Origin of the sequence: Streptosporangium sp. NPDC023825, assembly GCF_040639575.1 — a bacterium.
GTDB lineage: Bacteria > Actinomycetota > Actinomycetes > Streptosporangiales > Streptosporangiaceae > Streptosporangium.
The window spans coordinates 130,036-149,643 of record NZ_JBFAAE010000012.1 but is presented as its reverse complement, the minus strand read 5'-3'; the positions used below and the strand labels follow the sequence as shown (position 1 = coordinate 149,643).

Annotated in this window: 19 protein-coding genes; 3 read left to right on the top strand and 16 right to left on the bottom strand. The window is 74.2% G+C overall.

Annotated elements, in window-relative coordinates:
• Positions 1 to 15: 15 nt before the first annotated feature.
• Together AB0G15_RS14180 and AB0G15_RS14175 are read right to left on the bottom strand one after the other, a co-directional pair.
• Complete coding sequence (locus AB0G15_RS14180) at positions 16 to 1,242, bottom strand: NAD(P)/FAD-dependent oxidoreductase (protein ID WP_362838858.1); 1,227 nt, start codon at positions 1,240 to 1,242, stop codon at positions 16 to 18.
• Between the two features lie 168 nt (positions 1,243 to 1,410).
• Positions 1,411 to 2,046 carry a hypothetical protein gene (locus tag AB0G15_RS14175; protein WP_362838856.1) on the bottom strand — a complete coding sequence of 212 codons (636 nt, stop codon included), beginning with the start codon at positions 2,044 to 2,046 and terminating at the stop codon, positions 1,411 to 1,413.
• 17 nt (positions 2,047 to 2,063) lie between these two features.
• On the opposite strand from AB0G15_RS14175, the gene AB0G15_RS14170 reads away from it, so the two are divergent.
• Entirely contained in the window at positions 2,064 to 2,267 is a 204-nt protein-coding gene (locus tag AB0G15_RS14170) for a hypothetical protein (RefSeq protein ID WP_362694856.1), read from the top strand.
• A 49-nt stretch (positions 2,268 to 2,316) separates the two neighbouring features.
• Here AB0G15_RS14170 and AB0G15_RS14165 read toward each other — a convergent pair whose 3' ends face one another.
• Positions 2,317 to 3,741 (bottom strand): PLP-dependent aminotransferase family protein, encoded by a 1,425-nt coding sequence (locus tag AB0G15_RS14165; protein WP_362838853.1) that lies wholly within the window; start codon positions 3,739 to 3,741, stop codon positions 2,317 to 2,319.
• 165 nt (positions 3,742 to 3,906) lie between these two features.
• Between AB0G15_RS14165 and AB0G15_RS14160 the strand changes: the two genes are divergently transcribed.
• Entirely contained in the window at positions 3,907 to 4,674 is a 768-nt protein-coding gene (locus tag AB0G15_RS14160; RefSeq protein ID WP_362838957.1) for a metallophosphoesterase, read from the top strand.
• Here AB0G15_RS14160 and AB0G15_RS14155 read toward each other — a convergent pair.
• The 5 genes from AB0G15_RS14155 to AB0G15_RS14135 all read right to left on the bottom strand — a co-directional run bounded on the left by AB0G15_RS14155 (position 4,641) and on the right by AB0G15_RS14135 (position 8,960).
• The gene (locus tag AB0G15_RS14155) at positions 4,641 to 5,402 is read right to left on the bottom strand and encodes a VC0807 family protein (RefSeq protein ID WP_362838850.1); all 762 of its coding nucleotides are present in this window, start codon (positions 5,400 to 5,402) and stop codon (positions 4,641 to 4,643) included. The genes AB0G15_RS14160 and AB0G15_RS14155 overlap by 34 nt on opposite strands.
• Positions 5,399 to 6,010, bottom strand: a complete 612-nt coding sequence (locus AB0G15_RS14150; protein WP_362838847.1) for a TetR/AcrR family transcriptional regulator — start codon at positions 6,008 to 6,010, stop codon at positions 5,399 to 5,401. Before AB0G15_RS14150 ends, AB0G15_RS14155 begins: the two co-directional genes overlap by 4 nt.
• A 99-nt stretch (positions 6,011 to 6,109) precedes the next feature.
• The gene (locus tag AB0G15_RS14145; RefSeq protein ID WP_362838844.1) at positions 6,110 to 7,213 is read right to left on the bottom strand and encodes a Gfo/Idh/MocA family oxidoreductase; all 1,104 of its coding nucleotides are present in this window, start codon (positions 7,211 to 7,213) and stop codon (positions 6,110 to 6,112) included.
• A complete protein-coding gene (locus tag AB0G15_RS14140; RefSeq protein WP_362838841.1) occupies positions 7,210 to 7,959 on the bottom strand; it encodes a sugar phosphate isomerase/epimerase in 750 nt (249 codons plus the stop codon). Before AB0G15_RS14140 ends, AB0G15_RS14145 begins: the two co-directional genes overlap by 4 nt.
• Positions 7,960 to 8,015: 56 nt before the next feature.
• Positions 8,016 to 8,960 carry an ROK family protein gene (locus AB0G15_RS14135; RefSeq protein WP_362838839.1) on the bottom strand — a complete coding sequence of 315 codons (945 nt, stop codon included), beginning with the start codon at positions 8,958 to 8,960 and terminating at the stop codon, positions 8,016 to 8,018.
• A gap of 283 nt (positions 8,961 to 9,243) precedes the next feature.
• Here AB0G15_RS14135 and pgm point away from each other — a divergent pair, with 283 nt between their 5' ends.
• Entirely contained in the window at positions 9,244 to 10,881 is a 1,638-nt protein-coding gene (gene pgm / locus AB0G15_RS14130; protein WP_362838837.1) for a phosphoglucomutase (alpha-D-glucose-1,6-bisphosphate-dependent), read from the top strand.
• Positions 10,882 to 11,120: 239 nt separating this feature from the next.
• Here pgm and AB0G15_RS14125 read toward each other — a convergent pair whose 3' ends face one another.
• The 8 genes from AB0G15_RS14125 to AB0G15_RS14090 form a co-directional block, all read right to left on the bottom strand.
• Entirely contained in the window at positions 11,121 to 11,996 is an 876-nt protein-coding gene (locus AB0G15_RS14125; protein WP_362838834.1) for a diacylglycerol kinase family protein, read from the bottom strand.
• A gap of 23 nt (positions 11,997 to 12,019) precedes the next feature.
• The gene (locus AB0G15_RS14120) at positions 12,020 to 12,565 is read right to left on the bottom strand and encodes a hypothetical protein (protein ID WP_362838832.1); all 546 of its coding nucleotides are present in this window, start codon (positions 12,563 to 12,565) and stop codon (positions 12,020 to 12,022) included.
• Positions 12,566 to 12,766: 201 nt separating this feature from the next.
• Positions 12,767 to 13,321: an NAD(P)H-dependent oxidoreductase gene (locus tag AB0G15_RS14115; protein WP_362838829.1), complete on the bottom strand. Its 555-nt coding sequence runs from the start codon at positions 13,319 to 13,321 to the stop codon at positions 12,767 to 12,769.
• 380 nt (positions 13,322 to 13,701) lie between these two features.
• The gene (locus AB0G15_RS14110) at positions 13,702 to 14,394 is read right to left on the bottom strand and encodes a DsbA family protein (RefSeq protein ID WP_362838826.1); all 693 of its coding nucleotides are present in this window, start codon (positions 14,392 to 14,394) and stop codon (positions 13,702 to 13,704) included.
• A 100-nt stretch (positions 14,395 to 14,494) separates the two neighbouring features.
• Positions 14,495 to 14,857, bottom strand: coding sequence for a gamma-glutamylcyclotransferase family protein (locus AB0G15_RS14105; RefSeq protein ID WP_362838823.1), 363 nt, complete (start codon positions 14,855 to 14,857; stop codon positions 14,495 to 14,497).
• A gap of 139 nt (positions 14,858 to 14,996) precedes the next feature.
• A complete protein-coding gene (locus AB0G15_RS14100) occupies positions 14,997 to 16,379 on the bottom strand; it encodes an FAD/NAD(P)-binding protein (RefSeq protein WP_362838820.1) in 1,383 nt (460 codons plus the stop codon).
• Positions 16,380 to 16,547: 168 nt separating this feature from the next.
• Positions 16,548 to 17,696, bottom strand: a complete 1,149-nt coding sequence (locus tag AB0G15_RS14095) for an anhydro-N-acetylmuramic acid kinase (RefSeq protein WP_362838817.1) — start codon at positions 17,694 to 17,696, stop codon at positions 16,548 to 16,550.
• Positions 17,697 to 17,748: 52 nt separating this feature from the next.
• Positions 17,749 to 19,350, bottom strand: coding sequence for a family 10 glycosylhydrolase (locus tag AB0G15_RS14090; RefSeq protein WP_362838814.1), 1,602 nt, complete (start codon positions 19,348 to 19,350; stop codon positions 17,749 to 17,751).
• Positions 19,351 to 19,608: the final 258 nt, after the last annotated feature.

Here is a 19,608-nt window from a genome sequence, read left to right as displayed (position 1 = left end):
GGAGACACCCCCCGGTCAGGCGCCCAGGTCCGCCAGGACGGCGTCGGCGGCCCGGCGCCCCGAGACCAGGGCTCCCTGCTGCGAGCCGGTGTCGCGGTGGTCCCCGCACACGTAGCGGCCCGGCGCGAGGCGCACCGCGCGCCGCAGCCGGAACGGCGGCACCATCGCGGGCAGCGCCCCCTTGACGGCGTACGTCGCCAGATGCTCCCAGCCCGAGGTGTCGGTCCCGTAGATCTGCGACAGCCGCGCCCTGACCCGGGGCTCGTCCGCGTCGGAGAGGACCCCCAGCACCGACGTGGAGACCAGCGCCCGGCCCGGCGGGGCGTACTCGGGCGCGGCGTCGCTGATGACCAGGGTGTCGGTGATGTGGCCCTCCGCGTCGACGATCTGCGTGGGGTCGTCCATGGGGGAGCGGGGGGCGGCGTGGTAGAAGGTCGTCACCGAGCGCATCGCCGGGATCTCCAGCCCCGGACAGAGCGTGGCGGCCGTGGCGGGGTCGGTGGCCACCACCACCGCGCGGGCCGGGATCGTCGCGCCCCCGGCCGTCTCCACCCCCTCCCCGGTCACGGCGAGGACCGGGGTGCCCGGCGCGAGCGCCCCCGGGGGGAGGCGGGTGGCGAGCTGCCGGGCGATCTCCCCCATGCCGAGCGCGGGCACCCCGACCGTTCCCCGGGCGAAGGCGCGCCAGACGAGGTGGAAGAAACGGCTGGAGGTCTCCAGTTCCCGCTCCAGGACGACGCCCGACAGGAACGGGCGGATCAGCTTCTCGACCATCTTCGGCGAGATGCCCCAGTGCCGCAGTTCCTCGCGCGTGGTGCGCTCGCGCCCGCCGCGCAACCGGCTCGCCGGCAGCAGGAGGTCCCGCGCGGTCAGCGCCGCCAGGGCCGCCTTGTCGGCCGGTGAGCCCACGTCGGCCAGGAGCCCGCTGAGCGCCTGGCCCGGGTGGCGCCAGGGCAGCATGAGCCGCTCCCGCCGCCCCCTGTCGAAGGAGATGAGGCCGGACGGGATCGGGCGCAGGTCCAGCGCGGCGACGTCGAGGACCCGCGCGGCCTCCGGGTAGGCGGTGTTGAACACCTGGAAGCCGTGGTCCAGCCTGAAGCCGTCCACGACGTCGGTGCGCACCCGGCCCCCCACCTCGTCCGCCGCCTCGACGACGCGGACCTCCACTCCGGCCGAGCGCAGCCGGAGGGCGCACGCGAGACCGGCGAGCCCCGCACCGACGATGACCACCGTGTCCCGCATGACGCATCCCCCCGGGTCGGCGGCGGCACGGAGTCCGCGGGGCCCCGGTTCACCGGGTTCGCCGGTCCGTGGGTCCGTGGAGTCCCCCCGGGCGCGGGGAGCCGCCGCCTGTGTCTTCGAGAAGGCGGGCGCCGGGGGTTGCGTCCGCCGCTCCGTTCCTCGTACGGCCTACCCCAGCCGTACGGTGATCTCTCCCCCGAGCCGGAAACCTCCGGTCAGCTCCAGGTCGTCGCCGCTCCAGAACCGGCCGGGGTCGTACCAGTTCGGCCGCCGTCCCCCCGGCAGCAGCCCCATGGCCTCGTACGTGACCGCGACGACCTCGGCGCAGTAGGCGCTCTCCAGGGCGCTCTCCTCCGTACCCCGCTTGAAGATCCTGGGCACCCGCCCCTTCATCCAGCGGCCGGCGAGCCTGGCCGTCGAGGGGAAGGGCGTGCCGTCCAGCCGGGCGACGGTGCGCAGGACGGCGTCCTCCATCTCGCGGGGGGTCTGCGGCTCCAGTTGCCTCAGCCAGCCGCGCTGGCCGTACCTGGTCGCCCAGACCGTGACCGCCTCGCGCAGGTCGTGCAGCTGGACGCCGCGCTGGTGGGTTCCCGACCACAGGTCGGGCAGGGAGCGGCCCAGCTCCGCGTGCCACATCAGGGGCGGCATGTCGTCGATGACGACCGACATGCCGACGTGGTTGACGGGGCTGTTCGTCATGGTCTGGATGGCTCGATCGGGCACCGTTCGACCGCGGAACAGCCACACGTCGCCGGTGCGGGTCAGGTTGACGGCCTCATCGAGGCTGATGCTCTTGCCGGACATTCCGCTAGCGTAGGCACATGCGATGGTGGAAGGTACTCGGTCTGGCAGGCGTGGCGGGCGTCGCGGCCACGGGGGTCGTGATCGCGCGGGCCGAGCGCCGGCGGCAGGCGTACACCCCGGACGAGATCCGCGCCCGCCTCCGCGCCCGCCTGGAGGAGTCCGCGGGAGAGCCCGCCAAGCCTGAGCTGAAGATCGTCGGTCCCGCCGACCAGGCCCCCTGAGCGAACGCGCCCCGGCGCGGCCGGGGGCGGGCCGAACCCCCGGCGGCGCTCACACCGGCCCGTCGGACACTCGCACCGGCCCGTCGGAGGCGAGAGCCGCGGACAGGGCGTCGAGGGCGGCCGGGTAGGCGCGCTCGGACGGGGCGGCGAAGCCGACCAGCAGGCCCTGCGGACGGCCGGCGGGATCGTGGTGGAGTTCGGTGAGACCGCGCAGGGCGACGCCGTGGCGGGCACACCCGGCCAGGAGCCGCTCCTCGGTGGGGCCGCCGGGCGCGAGGGTGACGAGGGTGTGCAGGCCGGCGGGGACTCCGTGGGCGGTGAGGCCCGGAACGGCGGCCAGCCGGTCGAGGAGGAGTTCACGGCGGCGGCGGTAGCGCAGGCGGGCGGCGCGGATGTGGCGGTCGTAGGCGTGAGTGGTGATCAGGTCGGCGAGGACGAGCTGGCCCAGGGTCTCGGTGTACAGGTCGGATCGCTGCTTGGCCAGCGTCACCGGCCGCACCAGGTGCGGCGGCAGGACCATCCAGGCCAGGCGGAGGGCGGGGCCCAGGGTCTTGGACGCGGTGCCGCAGTACACGACCTGGTCGGGAGCGACGCCCTGGAGGGCGCCGACGGGCTGGCGGTCGTAGCGGTACTCGCCGTCGTAGTCGTCCTCGACGATCGGCCCGCCCGTGGAGCGCGCCCACGCGACCAGTGCCTGACGGCGGCCGGGACGCAGCGGAACGCCGGTCGGGTACTGGTGCGAGGGGGTGAGGAACACCGCTTCCGCGCGCCGTGTCAGCGTCTCCACGCGGGCGCCGTGCGCGTCGACGGGCAGGGCGAGGACGGTGAGCCCCGCGCGCCGGACGACGTCGCGGAAGCTGTCGTGGCCCGGGTCCTCCACGGCCGCGGTGCGGGTGCCGCCCGCGGCCAGCACCCCGCTGAGCAGGCCCAGGCCCTGGTAGTAGCCCGAGGTGATCACGATGCGGTCCGGGGTCGTGATCACGCCGCGGGTGCGGCCCAGGTAGCCGGCGAGCGCCTCGCGCAGCTCGATCCGCCCCTGCGGGTCTCCGGCGCCGAAGACGTCGGGGCGGGCGTGGGCGAGGACGCGGCGGGTGGAGGCGAGCCAGGCCCGGGTGGGGAAGGCGCTGACGTCGGGGCGGCCGGGACGGAGGTCGTGGCGCGGGGTCACCGGCGCGGGCGCGCGGGGCGCGGGAGCCTGGGCGCGTTGCGGCACCTCGGCCACGCTGGTGCCCGATCCCGGCCGCGTGGTCAGGTAGCCCTCCTCGACCAGCTGGTCGTAGGCGGCGCTGACGGTGCCCCGGGAGAACCCGAGTTCCCTGGCCAGCCCGCGCGTGGACGGCAGGAGCGTCCCGGCGGGCAGCCGCCCCTGACGGATCGCCGCCCGGAGCGCGGCCTCCAGGCCGGAGCGCCGCCCGCCCGCCGCGTCGGGGGAGATGTACAGGTCGAGCCGGGAACCGGCCCAATAATCCGGCATGAAACTGGATCTTATTCTTGGTCCGGTGACCTTCTACGTTCGAGGTGAGCCTGGACGGGGAGCACGAGCGCGAAACGGGTCGCCGTCATCGCGACGGGTGCGTGACCGGGGCCGCTCGGCCGTCCTCGCTCACATCCCGCACACCGCGAAGAAGGGACCCCGGTGATGATCGTGATCGCCCACCTCAGCGACACCCACATCGACGGCGGGCGGCGCAGCGCCGAACGCACCCGGGCCGTCATGGACCACCTCGAAGACCTCCCCCACGACCTGGACGCCGTCCTGGTCACCGGCGACATCGCCGACCACGCCCTGCCGGAGGAGTACGAGCGGGCCCGCCGGCTTCTGACCTCCCGGCACCCGGTCATGATCTGTCCCGGCAACCACGACGAGCGCGCCGCGTTCCGGCGGCACCTGCTCGGGCAGCCGGAGACGACGGCACCGATCAACCAGGTGCACCACGCGGCCGGCGTCGTCATCGCCCTGTGCGACTCCTCCGTGCCGGGCAGGGACGAGGGCTTCCTCGAGGACGAGACGCTGGCGTGGCTGGAGGAGACCCTGGCCCGGGCCCCGGCCAGGGTGCCCGTGCTGGTCGGCTTCCACCACCCGCCGGCCCGGCTGCACGTCCCCTTCGTCGACGGCATCCGCCAGTTCGGAGCGGAGCGGCTCGCCGCGATCGCGGACCGCCACCACAACCTCGCGGCCTTTCTGTGCGGGCACGCCCACACCCCGGCGGCGACCACCTTCGCCGGACGGCCGCTGCTGGTGGCACCGGGAGTCGTCTCCACCCTCCGGCTCCCCTGGGAGCGCCGGGCCCACCCCGAGGACCACGTCCACCTCGACCAGCCGCCCGCGCTCGCCTTTCACGTCCTGGACGACGAGGGACGGCTGACCACCCACTACCGGTGCGTTCCCACGCCGGGGGTGGGGTAGAGGCCGGAACGGGGGTCGTGGAGCCCGGCCAGCGCCTGGTAGACGTTCATGATCACCAGCATCAGGACCGAGAAGACCCCGTACTGCAGGCCGCTCAGCCCCACGGCGAGGTCGATCGGGAGAGTCAGGGCGATCGCCACCCGGACGGCCGCGTCGGCCAGCGCCCCGGCGCCCCAGACGACCGTGGAGACCCGCCACACCCGGCGAAAGCGCGGCGAGCCGATCCAGAGGTCGTCCCACGACACGTCCCTGGCACCGGTCCGGCCCTCCAGCAGCGGCCGGGAGAACTGCAGGGCCAGCGGTCTCGGCCCCCGGGCGGTGGCCAGGAACCAGCCGCCGACCACGACCATCAGCAGGGCGCCCTTGAGCAGCAGGAAACGGGGACTGCCACCGAGGACCGACAACCCGGCGCTCACCAGCATGGCGCTCACCATGAAGAGACCCACGGAGTCGAGGCGGCGCTCCCTGACGAGGACGGCGACCGTTCCGGTGCCGGGCACCAGGGAACCGACGACCAGGGCGGCGACGTAGCCGACGTCCGCCGCGCGCAGGGCGTAGTAGAGCCCGACGGGCAGGACGAGGTCCACGAGCATCAGGACGGCGGCGGCACGACGGCCCGCTCTCGTCCCCGGCCTCGTCTCCGTCCCTGTTCCCGGCTCCGTCTCCGGCTCCGGCTCCGGCTCTGTCCCCGTTCCCGGCTCCGCCCTCGCCTCGCGTTCCGCCCTCATCTCCCGCTCCGCGTGGCCAGGTCGAAGACGGTCACCAGCTCGGCGGCGTAGAGAGCGGTGTCGACGTCCGGGTCGGCCTCCAGCAGGAAGGGCAACCCGTCCACGGACCGCTGGATGCTCATCGCCACCACCCTCGGCTCGAAGGCGCGGAACTCGCCCTCCCGCTGGCCCCAGCGCAGGATCTCCTCGAGGTGGGAGAGGGTGCTCAGGTCGGTGGCCGCGTCGTGGGAACGCGCACCGTCCTCGCCCCGATGGTTGACGAAGATCTCGTACAGCGCCCTCATCCGGGCGCGGTGGGTCGCGATGAACTCGACGTTGCCCGCGATGTAGGCCCGGATCGCCCCGCCGGCCGTGGACTCCGCCCGCACCCGCTCGGACATGAACGCGCCGATCTCCCGGTGGACCTCGGCGACGACCTGGGCGATCAGCTCGTTCTTGCCCTGGAAGTGGTACGAGATCAGGCGGGTGCTGCTGAGCCCGGCCCGCTCGGCGATGCGCGCGAAGGAGGCCTGCCCGTATCCCAGGTCGGCGATCGTCTCGATCGCCGCCTCGACGATCTGGGCGCGTCGCGCGGTGGCCGCGAGACTCGGAGGCTTTGTTACTTGCATAAGTAATAAATAACTCGGATGAGTAACAAGAGCAAGGGGTGGACCGGAAAACGGTCCACCCCTCGCGTGTTCGCCGTCGGGCCCTCGGGCCCGGAGCCGTCAGCCGAAACGGATCTCGGCCGGGTCCCACCCCTCGGGCAGCGGGGCCGGTACCGGGCAGGTGCTGCCGATCTCCACGAACTCGGCCCGCTCCGCGGACTCCGCGACGGCGATCATCGTGTCGAGGACGTGCAGGCCCAGCTCGCCGGTGGCCCGGTGCGGCCTTCCCTCGCGGATGGCCTGGGCCATGTCGAGCACGCCCAGGCCGCGACCGGCCTCGGTGCCCTTCGTGGGGACCGGCACCCACTCGTCGTCGACGGCCCGGCGCAGCCGCACCTCGCCGCCGAAGGTGTTGGGATCGGGCACCTGCATGGTCGCCTCGGTGCCGGTGATCTCGACGAACCCGGTGCGGCGCAGCGGCGAGTCGAAGCTGAAGACCATCGTGGCGGCCTGTCCCGCGGCGAACTCCAGGAGCGCGCTCGTGTGGGTGGGCACCGCCACCGGGAAACGCGCCCCGGTCTTGGGGCCGGAGCCGACGACCCGCTCGTCCCTGGCCCTGCGGCCGACCGCGGTCACCCGCGCCGCCGGGCCGAACAGGGTCACCAGGGTCGTCAGGTAGTAGGGCCCCATGTCGAACAGCGGCCCGGCTCCCGGCTGGAAGAAGAACTCCGGGTTTGGGTGCCACGACTCGGGGCCCGGCGTCTGGAACAGGACCAGGGCGGTGAGCGGGGTGCCGATGGCCCCCTCGGCGACGAGCCTGGCCGCGGTCTGCAGCCCGGCGCCCAGGAAGGTGTCGGGGGCGCTGCCCAGGAGCACCCCCGCCGCCGCGGCGGCCTCGACGAGCCGCGCGCCCGACTCCCGGTCCACGGTGAACGGCTTCTCGTTGTAGACGTGCCGTCCGGCCCGGACGGCGGCGAGCGCCACCTCTGCGTGCGCGGCGGGGACCGTGAGGTTGACCACCAGCTCCACGTCGGGGTGCGAGATCGCCTCCTGCGGGGAGGCCGCCACCGGCACGCCGTACCGGGCGGCGACCTCCGCGGCGCGGTCCAGGTCGAGGTCCGCGCACGCCACCACCCGCACGCCGGGGAAGGAGGTGAGGTTGGCCAGGTACTGGTGGCTGATGTTCCCGCAGCCGACGATCGCCACCCCGAGCGGGCCGGTCACGGGCTCACCCGCCCGGCGGCGGCGAGACCGGTCAGGTAGGCGTGGCTGTCGGCCAGCGCCTGGAGCATGTCGGTGGCGCAGTGGTCGAGCTCCACGATCCGCACCGCGTCCGGCGCGGTGTTCAGCGCGTCCACGATGGGCACCCGGCCGGAGCCGACCGCGGTCATCGGGCCCTCCTGGGTGGCGGGGCCGTCCTTGACGTGCAGGTGGCTCACCCGCTCGCCGAGCCGGGTCAGCAGCCCCGACGGGTCGACGCCGCCGGTCGCCGCCCAGTAGAGGTCCACCTCCAGCAGCACCGAGGGGTCCAGCAGCTCCGCGAGCACCTCCAGCGCGGGACGGCCGTCCACCCGCTGCTCCAGCTCCCACCAGTGGTTGTGGTATCCGAGCCGCAGCCCGTGGTCGGCCGCCTCGCGGGCCGCCTCGCCGATGGTCCTGGCGGCCAGCTCGACCCCCTCCCTGCCGGCGAACCACTCGGCGGGGGCGGCGGGCACGATGACGGTCTCCGCGCCGACGGTGACGGCCCCGGCCAGCGCGGCCGCGCGCCGCTCGTCGAGGAGCGGGGCGTGCACGCTGCACACCGAGAGCCCCGCCTCCCGCAGGTCGTCGCGGAGACCTTCCGGATCGAGGTGCACGTCGTACGGCTCGACCGCGCGGTAGCCCATGTCGGCGATGCGGCGCAGCACGGCGCGGCGGTCGACGGCCGCCTGTTCGCGCACGGAGTACAGCTGGACGGCGAGTGAGCTCATCGGTTCTCCTTAGCGTGGACACCTCCGCCTGCGGGCGGAGGAGAGAACGCGGTCCTCTACCCCGCGACGGGGAGGACCAGGGCCGCGGCGCCGTACAGGCCGGCGTCGCGTTCCAGGGAGGTACGTTCGACGTTCAGGCCGCGCAGGAAGCCGAGGCCCGCCCGCTTGGCGACCGCCTCGCGCAGCGGGGCGAGCAGGGTCTCCCCCGCCCCGGAGACGCCGCCCCCGATGACGACGTCGTCGAGGTCGAAGAGCGCCGCCGTGGTGAGGATCGCCACGGCCAGCGCGTCGGCGGCCCGCTGGAAGGCCTGCCGGGCGACGGGGACCCCGCGCGCGGCGTCGGCCGAGAGCGCGCGGGCGTCCGGGTGCGCACCGGGCGGGCTCCAGCCGTTCTCCAGCGCCCAGCGAACCATGCTCGGGCCGCTGGCGATCGTCTCCAGGCAGCCGGTCGCCCCGCAGGGGCAGAGCCGTCCGTCGCCGTCCACCGCGATGTGCCCGATGTGCCCGGCGTTTCCGGTCGGTCCCACGTACGGCACCCCGTCGAGGACCAGGCCCCCGCCCACGCCGGTGGACACCACGATGCCCAGCAGGGCCCGGGAGCGCGAGTGCCCGCCCCGCCACCACTCCCCCAGCGCCATGCACTGCGCGTCTCCCGCGAGCGCGACGGGAAGGCCGGGAAGGAGCTCGCTCACCGCGCCGACCAGCGGGAAGTCACGCCAGGCGGGGATGTTGACCGGGCTGACCGTACCGGCGACGGCGTCGAGGGGACCGGCCGAGCCGATGCCGACCCCGGTCAGATCTCCCAGATCCCCGGTCTCTCCGGCTGCGCCCTCGGTGCCGCCGATGTCCGGGACATCGCGGATGTGCCGGACGAGCGAGGCCAGCGTCGCCTCGGGATCCTGGCCGACCGGCAGTTCCGCCCTGCGTGCCACGGTCCCGTCCGGCCGGACCAGCGCCGCGGCGAACTTGGTGCCGCCGATGTCGATCGCGAGGGCGGTCATCGGCCGGCCTTTCCGGCGTACCGGAACCCGGAGGGACGGCAGGCGGCCGCCAGGGCCACCACGCGGCTGTGCAAGGGGATCCTCCGCTGATCAATGGCACAAAGGGTGTATTCCCCAAGTGACCGGGCAAACAGGGTGACGGTACGACGTTGATGACAACGTTGTCAACGGCATACGGGGCGGGCGGGACCACCGGTTTGCCATCAGCCCTCCATGAGTTGTGCAGGCTTATCCGATTTGGGGGCAGATACGGTTAGCTCAGGTGTGATGTGAGGAGACTGCGATGACGCACGAACACGCGGGACAGCCCGCCAGGCCGTCCGACCTTGTCGACGTGGCCCGCCTGGTGACCTCCTACTACGCCCTGCATCCAGACCCGGGCGAGGTGGGCCAGCGGGTGGCGTTCGGGACGTCGGGACACCGGGGTTCCTCGCTGAACGTCGCGTTCAACGAGGACCACATCCTCGCGACCAGCCAGGCCATCGTGGAGTACCGGGCGGCGCAGGGCGTCGACGGCCCGCTGTTCCTGGGCGCCGACAGCCATGCCCTGTCGGAACCGGCGCAGGTGTCGGCGCTGGAGGTCTTCGCGGCCAACGGGGTGACGGTCATGGTCGACAGCCGGGACGGCTACACCCCGACCCCCGCGGTCTCCCACGCGATCCTGGCCCACAACCGTGGGCGCTCCTCGGGACGGGCCGACGGCGTGGTGGTGACCCCCTCGCACAACCCGCCCGGCGACGGCGGGTTCAAGTACAACCCGCCGCACGGCGGCCCGGCCGACACCGACGCCACCTCGTGGATCCAGGACAGGGCCAACGCGCTGATCGCCGACGGCCTGAAGGAGGTCAGGCGGGTCCCGTACACCAGGGCGCTGGCGGCCGACACGACCGGCCGGTACGACTTCCTCGGCCACTACGTGGACGACCTGCCCTCGGTGCTGGACCTCGACGCCGTCCGGGAGGCGGGGGTGCGCATCGGCGCCGACCCGCTGGGCGGGGCGAGCGTCGCGTACTGGGGGGAGATCGCCGAGCGGCACCGGCTGGACCTGACGGTGATCAACCCGCTGACCGATCCGACGTGGCGGTTCATGACGCTGGACTGGGACGGCAAGATCCGGATGGACTGCTCGTCGCCGTACGCGATGGCCTCGCTCATCGCGGGCCGCGACGCCTTCGACGTCTCCACGGGCAACGACGCCGACGCCGACCGGCACGGCATCGTCACGCCCGACGGCGGGCTGATGAACCCCAACCACTACCTCGCCGTGGCGATCTCCTACCTCTACTCCCACCGGCCCGGCTGGCCCGCCGCCGCCGGGATCGGCAAGACGCTGGTGAGCAGCGGCATGATCGACCGGGTCGCCGCCGACCTGGGCAGGCGGCTGATGGAGGTCCCCGTCGGGTTCAAGTGGTTCGTGCCGGGCCTGCTGGACGGCTCGCTGGGCTTCGGCGGCGAGGAGAGCGCCGGGGCGTCGTTCCTGCGGCGCGACGGCTCGGTGTGGACCACCGACAAGGACGGCCTGATCCTGGCGCTGCTCGCCTCGGAGATCATCGCGACCACCGGCCGCTCGCCGAGCGAGCACTACGGCGACCTGGTGGCCAGGTTCGGCGACCCCGCCTACGCCCGCGTCGACGCCCCCGCGACCCGGGAGGAGAAGGCGGTGCTCGCCAGGCTCTCGGCCGAGCAGGTCACCGCCGGCAGCCTCGCCGGGGAGGAGATCACCCAGGTGCTCACCTCGGCGCCCGGCAACGGCGCCGCCCTCGGCGGACTCAAGGTCTCCACCGAGAGCGCCTGGTTCGCCGCCCGCCCCTCCGGCACCGAGGACGTGTACAAGATCTACGCCGAGTCCTTCAAGGGGCCCGAGCACCTGGCGCGGGTGCAGCAGGAGGCGCGCGACCTGGTCTCGGCGTCCCTGGGCTGACGGCGACGACGCGCGCCCGGCACGCGCCCGGCGGGCACCTCCCCGAGCGGCCGCCCGCCGGGCGGCCGGGATCCCCGGGACACCGGCTCGGACGGGCGCGCGACGTGGCCGCGACCCGCTCGGCACCCGGCCGGGGCGAACATGACCGGACGGCCGCGACCCCGCGAACCGGCCCCGGGCGGACGCAAGCCGGGCGGCCGGGCTCTCGCGAACCGGCCCCGGGCGGAGCGGGCGCGGGCTCAGGTGAACATGCGCCAGGCGGCGGGCACGACCGTCCAGCGGCGCCGGGTGATCCGGCCGGTCAGCTCGCCGTCGGCGTTCACCGGGACGGGGCCGCCCTCCACGGTCACCTCCCCGCCGCGAGTGGTGATGACGTCGCGCAGGCCGAGGTGGGTTCCCTTGCGCAGCCGGAGGGCGTAGACGAGCCTGTCCAGCGGACCGGTCGTCAGCGAGACGACGACGTCGGCCATGCCGTCGTCGGGCCTGGCCCGGGGGGCCAGCGGGGCGCCGCCGCCGATGGTGACGCCGTTGCCGATGCCCACCATGAGCGCCGGGCGCCCGTCGCCGACGGAGCGGCCGTCCACGGTGACGCGCAGCCGCCAGCCGGGGCTGAGCACCCCCGCGAGCAGCGCTCCCGCCGCGTAGGCGAGCCGTCCGAGCACCGGCTTGAGTGGCGTGGCACCCTCGGACGCCCGGGCGCCGATGCCGAGGTGGACCATGTTGACGACGACCCCGCCCTCGTCGTCCACCAGGAGGTCGAGCGGCCGGGGCCGGCCGGCGAGCACGACGCGGGCCGCGACCGGCGGGTCCAGCGGGATGCCCAGGCCGCGGGCGAAGTCGTTGCCGGTGCCCAGCGGCACGAGCCCCACCGTGCGGGCGTCCAGCTCGCCGCGCCGGTGCAGGGTCGCGACCACCACGTGCAACGTGCCGTCACCGCCCAGCACGACCACGTCCCTGCCGGGACAGGCGTCGAGCATCTCGTCCAGGTCCTTCTCCCCGGCGGGCGCCTCGATCACGTCGGCGCCACCGCCGCGCAGCGTCTCGAGGGCGGTGGTCCTGGCCTCGTCGTCGGCGCTCCCCGCGCTCTCGTTGTAGATCGCCAGCAACTCGGCCATGTCGTTCCTCCAGGTGGTCGTCCCTACGGTCCCTGCCCACCGGAGTCACGATCACGCGGGTCCCTGTCCATCCGCCACCAGCGCAGCGACACCCAGAGCCCGGCTCCGACGCCGATCAGCGCGGCCAGGACGTACACCGCGCCGATCGTCGTGTCCGAGGTGTAGCCGTTGCCGGCCACGAGGACGGCCATGAGCAGCGCGGCCAGCAGCCCCACGCCCGCGCCCCCGGCGAGACCGAGCAGGCCCACCTTCAGCGCGCGTGACAGGCCGCCCGCGCGGCGCGGCACCGGCGTCATGACGGTCATGAGGCGGCCCACGACGAGGGCGGGGTCGTCGTCGACCCCGCCGGCGACGAGCTGGACGGTCACCCCGCCCCGCTCGGGCTCGCTCAGGCAGATCCAGTGGCGTTCCTCGAGGAAGACGGTGGCGCCTCCCGCGCCGGGAACGGTCAGCCACAGGAACGGCGTGCCCTCGGGAAACGTCCTGACGCCGTGCCTGGCCGCCGGGGCGTGCACGTCGAGCGCCGCGCCGAGGGCCCGCAGCGCCACCTCCTGGCCGGATCTCCCCACGGCAGCCTCCCTTCCTCATCCCTTCGCGCCTTCGTGGCGCACGACGCGGCGGTCGCCTCCCGGCGGGAACCGCCCGGTGGCAGGTCGAGGGGCGCCCGGAGGATCGGGACCGTGCGGCGGGATCGCGGACGCCGTACGGCGGATCCTGGGGACCGGGGCCCGAGGGCCCCGGCGAGCGGTCAGGCGGATCTCACCCGGCTCTCACACGGTGGACCTGCCGAGAGAACCGGCCCCGGCGAAAGACGGGGAGCAGATCTCCTCCAGCACGTCGCGGAGCCGGCCCCGGTACTCCTGGTCGGCGAGCCTGCCGGCGGCGTCGAACTGGTCCGGGGCCGGGGAGACGGCCAGTTCCGCGCCGCACACCACCGCCCCCGCCGCGCCGAGGGCCCTGCGCAGCTGGATCTGCGTCCACATCCCCTCGTGGGCGCGCGGGCAGGCGGTCACCACGCCCACCGGCTTCCCCACCAGGACCGCGCCGCCGCGCGCGGACGAGATCCAGTCGAGCGTGTGTCCCAGCTGCGCCGGGAGCGCGCTGTGCGCCGGCGCGGTGATCAGCACACCGTCCGCCGCGGAGAGGCGGTGCCACAGATCGGCGACCGGCCTCGGGAGCTCGCCCTCCTCGAAGGACGGCACCTGGTCCAGGCCCCGCCAGATCTCGAAGTCCACCGTCTCGGGCAGTTCCCGTGCCGCCGCCTCCAGGAGCCTCCAGACGTACGCCCCCGGGCGAAGGCTTCCCGCGATCCCAACGATCCTCATTCCCGGCCCCATCCCTGTCGCCATACCGCGACGTTACGAGTGAGGAAGGTCCCGCCTTCGGTCACGCGGTAGCGGCCGTCAGCGGGGCGCTCCCCCGAACTCACCGACAAAAACCGCTACTCGACGCCACCGTGACGCGGAGAGAGTGGTCCGCCCGCGGTACCGGTCGAGCCGCCCCGCTCACGAACCCCGGGACGGCGGTCACGCTTCCGCAGGTCGGCGCCGCGACGGCGGTGCCGGCGAACCTCACGCTCCATCACACTCGGGGGCCTGCCCTCAGTGCGGGGCGACGAACATGATCAGGCGTATCGTTCGCGAAAAAAGCGGTTATTTCTCCGTCAAGCGCGGCGAGGACGCTGGCAGGGAGGCCCCGTCCCGCGCTATGTGGCCTGCGGCCAGGTGCGGGGAACCGCCCGGTCGGTGACCCGCTTGAGCTCGAAGAACGCCTCCTCGGTGGCGAGCACCTTGAACGCGTCCCAGAGCCGCCCGGCCCGCTCGCCGGTCGGGATCTCGCTGATGACGGGACCGAACTGCCCGGCGTGCCCGTTCACCGAGATGGTCGGGACACCGATCAGCGACGGGTTCCGCCTCCCTGCGGGCACCAGGGCGTGCGAGGCGTGGATCGCCTCGTCCCAGGTGCCGTCGGTCCTCGCGTCGAGCAGTTCGGCGGGCAGCCCGGCGTCGGAGAGCGCGGCGGCGATCACCGGTTCCAGGGCCTCCATCGCGGCCCGCCAGCCCGCGAGACCGCCGTCCGGCGTCGTGTCGCGGGGCCGCCGGAACAGGCCGTCCTCGCCGTGGTAGCGGGTGCCGAGCGTGGTGTAGAGGTCGCCGACGGCGGCGTCCCCGGCCGTCGCGCGCGCCGCCGCGAACACCCGCATGGTGCCCCGGCCCAGCTCGACGATCTCGCGGTACTCCTCGGACATGTCCTGCTTCTCGTTGAGCACCGCCAGGCTCATCTCCCGCCAGCTGATCGTGATGGGGCGCACCTCGCGCACCTCCAGGATCCAGCGGGAGGTGATCCAGGCCCAGGGGCAGCCGGGATCGAACCAGAAGTCGACCAGGTCCTCGCTCATGAGGGTCCTCTTTCCTCGGGGGTCCCCCCAGGATGAGACCTCAACCCCGCTCAAGGTCAAGCCCGGGCGGCCCCGGCCGGGGCACGGTTCCCCCGCCGGTTCAGGAGGCGGTGTAGACCCAGGCGCGCACGCCGGAGGCGAGCGTCACCGGCACCCGGCTGTAGTCGGCCACCTCGTAGCCGTCGGCGGCGGCCAGCTCCGCGCCGGTGATCTCGAACACCGTTCCCTCGACCCGGTCCGAGGGATCACCGGTGGCCCGCACGATCGGATGGCGGTCGGCGCCGCTGACCGCGACGACGTCCGGGTCGGTTATCGCCACCGTCGACAGGGTGTGGCCGGGCAGCAGATCCGGCCTGCCGTCCAGTTCCCGGCCGAAGGTGGACAGCTGCACGTCGCGCTGCCGCAGGGTCCCGTAGGAGAACAGGTACGTGCGCTCCTGTGCGGCCTGACCGTCCTCGGACAACGAACACCCCTCCCCGCGCGGACGTGGACTCCCTCACCGAAGTCTAGAACGTGCCGGTCACCGTCCTTTGGCGGGGAGACCGCCCTGGCGGCCGGCCCGGGGCGCCGGCCCTTCGGCGAGCCCCCGCCCGTCCTCACGCTTACCGGCCCTGCGCGGGGGCCGTCGGGCGGGCACCGGAGGCGAGCGCCCCCACGAGGCGTGGCGCGAGGGCCGCGGCCTGGGCGCGGATCTCCGGGATCGCCGTCGTCTCGTACAGGCTTCCGCGCAGCATCGGGCCCAGCGTGAAGATCCGGTCGTCGGGGTCTCCCGCCGCGTCCAGGACCGCACCGCCGGGAGCGGCGTCCAGCCCGAGCCGCAGCGGGTCCGGCCGGACCACACCGCCGGCGACGAGGCCGGCGAGGAGGGGATCGCGGGTGATGTCGGCCCCGGGCCCGGTGGCGTCGACCAGCCAGCCGACGTCGAGTTCCCGGACGGCGCCGTCCGCGCTCACCTGGACGCGCAGCCCGCCGGGACCGGCCTCGGCCCGGAGCATCCGGCCGCGCAGCACCCGGAGGCGGCCGCCGGCCCGCAGATCGGCGATCCTGGCGGCCGTGACGGGAGGGATCCGGTGCCGGTGGACCTCCCAGTAGCGGGCCGCCAGGCCGAGGAACCGCCGCCGGTCGTCCGGGGAGAGCCGGGTCCACAGCCTCTGGGCCTGGGGCCGCAGGCCGTCGACCACGCCGTGCCAGTCGCCGCCGTTGTCCCGCACGGCGAGGCGTACGGCGCGGAGCAGGTCGCCGACCCCCAGCGGCCCGTCCGGGACCGGCGTCGGGACCGGGGGCGGCACGGGCCGGGGGTGCGGCCGCGGCAGCAGGGCGTGCCGCGACACCGCGTGGACGACGGTGTCCGGGTGCGCCCGGGTCACGGTGACCGCCACGTCCACCATGGTCAGCCCGGTCCCCAGCACGAGCACCGGCGCGCCGTCGCGGATCCCGGCCAGCGCGTCCGGCGCCCACGGATCGGCGACGTAGCCGGGGCTCGCGGCGTCCGCGATCGGCGGCCGGGCGGCCTGGGAACGGTTGCCCAGGGCCAGGACGGCGGCGTCGGCGTCGATCCGGCCGCCGCCGGACAGGTGGACCCGCACCCCCCGGCCCCGGGTCAGGGCGCTCACCGTGCCCGTCACCTTGCGCACCACCCGGACGGGCCACTCCTCGGCCCCGGCCAGCAGGTCGCGGAGGTAGCGCCCGTACGTCCGTCTCGGCAGGTAGTCGGAGGCGGAGACGTCCAGCCCGCCCTCGAGGGCCCAGCGCAGGAAGTGGCCTGGGTCGTCGTCCAGCCCGCTCATCTTGTTCGCGCAGGCGTTGAGGAGGTGGTGCGGGTCGGTGGTCGAGTACGCCTGTCCCAGCGCGTGCCGCCCGTACTGGTCGATCAGCACGACCTCCAGCGGCATGGCCCGCGCCCGCGCCTCGCGGAGAAGGTGGACCGCCGCCAGCGTGCCGCTCGCGCCGCCGCCCACGACGGCGACCGATGAGGAACCTGACACGCGACCCAGCATAACCTACTATTCCTGTAGGGTATACAGGATAGCGGGAGCGTGAACCGTTCCATCCACGATCTTGACGTTCGCGGCGGGCCCATGCTCGGCCGCCACGACGCCCGCCCCCCCTCTCCCGGCCCGGAGGCCGCGCGGCCGGAGGGACGCCCCCACGACCTATCCGGCCGCCCCCGCCGGGGTGAGGCGCAGGCGGCGGGGTCCCTCGCCGAGGGGTTCGGGCAACCTCAGCGCTCCGGCGCCGGGAGTGATCGCGCCGAGGAGGCGGGGGCCGGACGCGCCCGTGCAGCCGGGGACCGTCGCGGGCAGCCCGTGCGCCGCCAGCCAGCCGAAGAGCGAGAAGGCGATCGCCTCCTTGGCGCCGGCGGGGACGCCGAGTTCGTCGCTCGGCACGATGCGCGCGCCCCCGGCCCGCGCGGCCAGCATCGCCATCAGGACCGGGTTGCGCACCCCTCCCCCGGAGACGACCACCGTCTCGAGGCGGTGGCGCCGGATCTCCGCCGCGACGGTCTCCGCGGTGAGCGCGGCCAGCGTCGCCAGCAGGTCGGGCAGGTCCGGCCGGTACGGCGACGTCTTGCCGTCCAGGTAGCCGGGGTGGAACAGCTCCTTGCCGGTGCTCTTCGGCGGCGGTGCCCGGTAGTACGGCTCGGCCAGCAGGTCCGCCAGCAACCCCTCGTGCACCTCCCCCGAGGCGGCGAGGCGGCCGTCCTCGTCGTAGGGCGCGCCCGTGGCGGCCGACACCGCCGCGTCCATCAGCGCCGACGCCGGGCCGATGTCGTAGGCCGTCCCGGCGTCCCGCACGGTCAGGTTCGCGATCCCGCCGAGGTTGAGCGCGCCGCTCGGCCCCGGCAGCCCGTCCAGGAGCAGCAGGTCGAAATAGGAGACCAGCGGCGCGCCCTGCCCTCCGGCGGCCACGTCCCTGGCCCGCAGGTCGGAGACCACCGGCACGCCGGTCCGCTCGGCGATCCAGGCGGGCTGGCCCAGCTGCAGCGTGCCGCGCACCCGGCCGTCCTCCACCCAGTGGAACATCGTCTGCCCGTGCGAGCAGATGAGATCCACCGGCCCGCACGCCTCGGCGGCGTCGGCGAACGCCTGGCCGACCAGGGTGTCGAGCCGGCACACCTCGGCCATGTCGGCCGGGTTGGGCGGCAGCGCGCCGGCGATGCGCTCGCGCAGCCGCTCCTCGTACGGCCGCGTGCCGGTGTGCTCGACGACACCGGTGAGCACGTCGCCGTCCGTGGACCAGTCCACGACCGCGCCGTCGATCCCGTCGTGGGACGTTCCCGACATCAATCCCAGCACGCGCACGCCCTCACCCCCTCACGATCCCCCCGGATCCCGCCGGGCCGTCACCGGGCCGTCACCGCGCGCGGCAGGCGTCGCTGGGCGGGCTCAGGCGGCCGGCCCGGTCGACGGCCACCACGTGGTAGTACGCGCGCCCGGTGCCGCCGGGGCCCGCCGGGTCCGTCCAGCGCATGTCCCGGGCGGCGGGGACGACGGCGATCAGGTTCCGGGCGTCGGTGAAGTCCCCGGGCCCGGCCGGCCGGTCGAACCGGAAGATCGCGAACTGGAACGGGACGCGCCGGCCGGCGGCCAGGATGCGCAGCTCGACACCACCGGGCACCCGGCGCGCCACGGGGAGGAGCGGGCGCTCCGGGGCCCGGCCCGAGGCGAGCCTGGGCAGCAGCGGGGACAGCGCGGGGCGGGTGTAGTGGCCGGTCACCACGGCGCTGATCGAGCCGATCCGGTCGTCGCGGACGTCGCCGGAGTTGTACCAGATGTCGCCGCCGACCTCGGGGTGGTCCTCGTTGAGGGTGAGGTGCCTGCTGAGCTCGTCGGGCCGGGACCACTCGGCGGGCTGGCCCGCCGCCCCGGCCTTGTAGGCCGCCTGGCCGATCCACAGCTGGGTGCCCGTGCCCGCCGCCACGTCGGACCACCAGGGGACCAGCTTGGCGTAGTCGGCGTTGGACTGGCCGATGTACCAGTAGAGCTGCGGCGCGATGTAGTCGAGCCAGCCCTTCTTCACCCAGCCGCGCGTGTCGGCGTGCAGGTTGTCGTAGGACTGGCCGCCGCCGGTCTCCGACCCCAGGGGGTCGGTGGCCCGGTTGCGCCAGATGCCCGAGGGGCTGATGCCCCAGGCGATCTCGGGCTTGGCCCGCCGCACCCGCCGCTGCATCTCCCGTACGAGAAGGTCGACGTTCTCGCGCCGCCAGGCCGCGAGGTCGGGGAAGCCGGCGCCGTACCGGGCGTAGGCCTCGGCGTCGTCGAAGGCGGTGGTGTTGACCGGGTAGAAGTAGTCGTCGAAGTGCAGGCCGTCGATGTCGTACCTGGTGACCGCGTCCATCATCGCGTCCTGCACGAACGCGCGGACCTCGGGCATGCCGGGGTTGTAGTAGAGCTTGCCGCCGTAGGGGACGATCCAGTCGGGGTGCCTGCGGCCGGGGTGGTCGGGGTGCAGCAGGGCCGGGTCGTCCCGCATCGACACCCGGTAGGGGTTGAACCACGCGTGGAAGGCCAGGCCCCGCCGGTGCGTCTCCGCCACCAGGAAGGCCAGCGGGTCGTAGCCGGGGTCACGCCCCTGCACGCCGGTCAGATACTGCGACCAGGGCTCGTACCGGGAGGGCCAGAAGGCGTCGGCGGTCGGCCGGATCTGCACGAACACCGCGTTGAGCCCGCGGGCCCGCGCCAGGTCGAGCCAGCCGAGATACTCGGCCCTCTGCTGCTCGGCGCTCAGCCCGCTCCTCGACGGCCAGTTGATGTTGGCGACCGAGGCGATCCACATGCCGCGCATCTGGCGCAGCGGCGGCACCCGCCCGGCCCCGGAGGAGCCCGCGTCGAAGACCCCGGTCTCGTACGAGATCCCGGAGGCGGCGGCCGAGGCCCGGCCGGACAGGGAAACGGCGGCCGCCGAGACGGCGAGGGCGAGGCCGCGCAGGACGGCTCGCCGGCTGGATGAGCTCATGTGGGCTCCAGGGGTGTTCGGCCCCGGACGGCGGGCCGGGGACCGCGGTCCGGACGCCACCGGGCCGACGTGAGGGCGGGCACCGGGGCGGGCACGAAGACGAACATGAGGACGGACGCGGAAATGATCGCGAGACCGGCACGGGATCACAAGGTCACAGGGTCACGGGTTCTCGATCGAGAGAATGACAGAAAGCTACTTCTAAGGCAACGATAATGAAGGAAATTGTCATCGATGTGTAATCTACCTTGGGACACC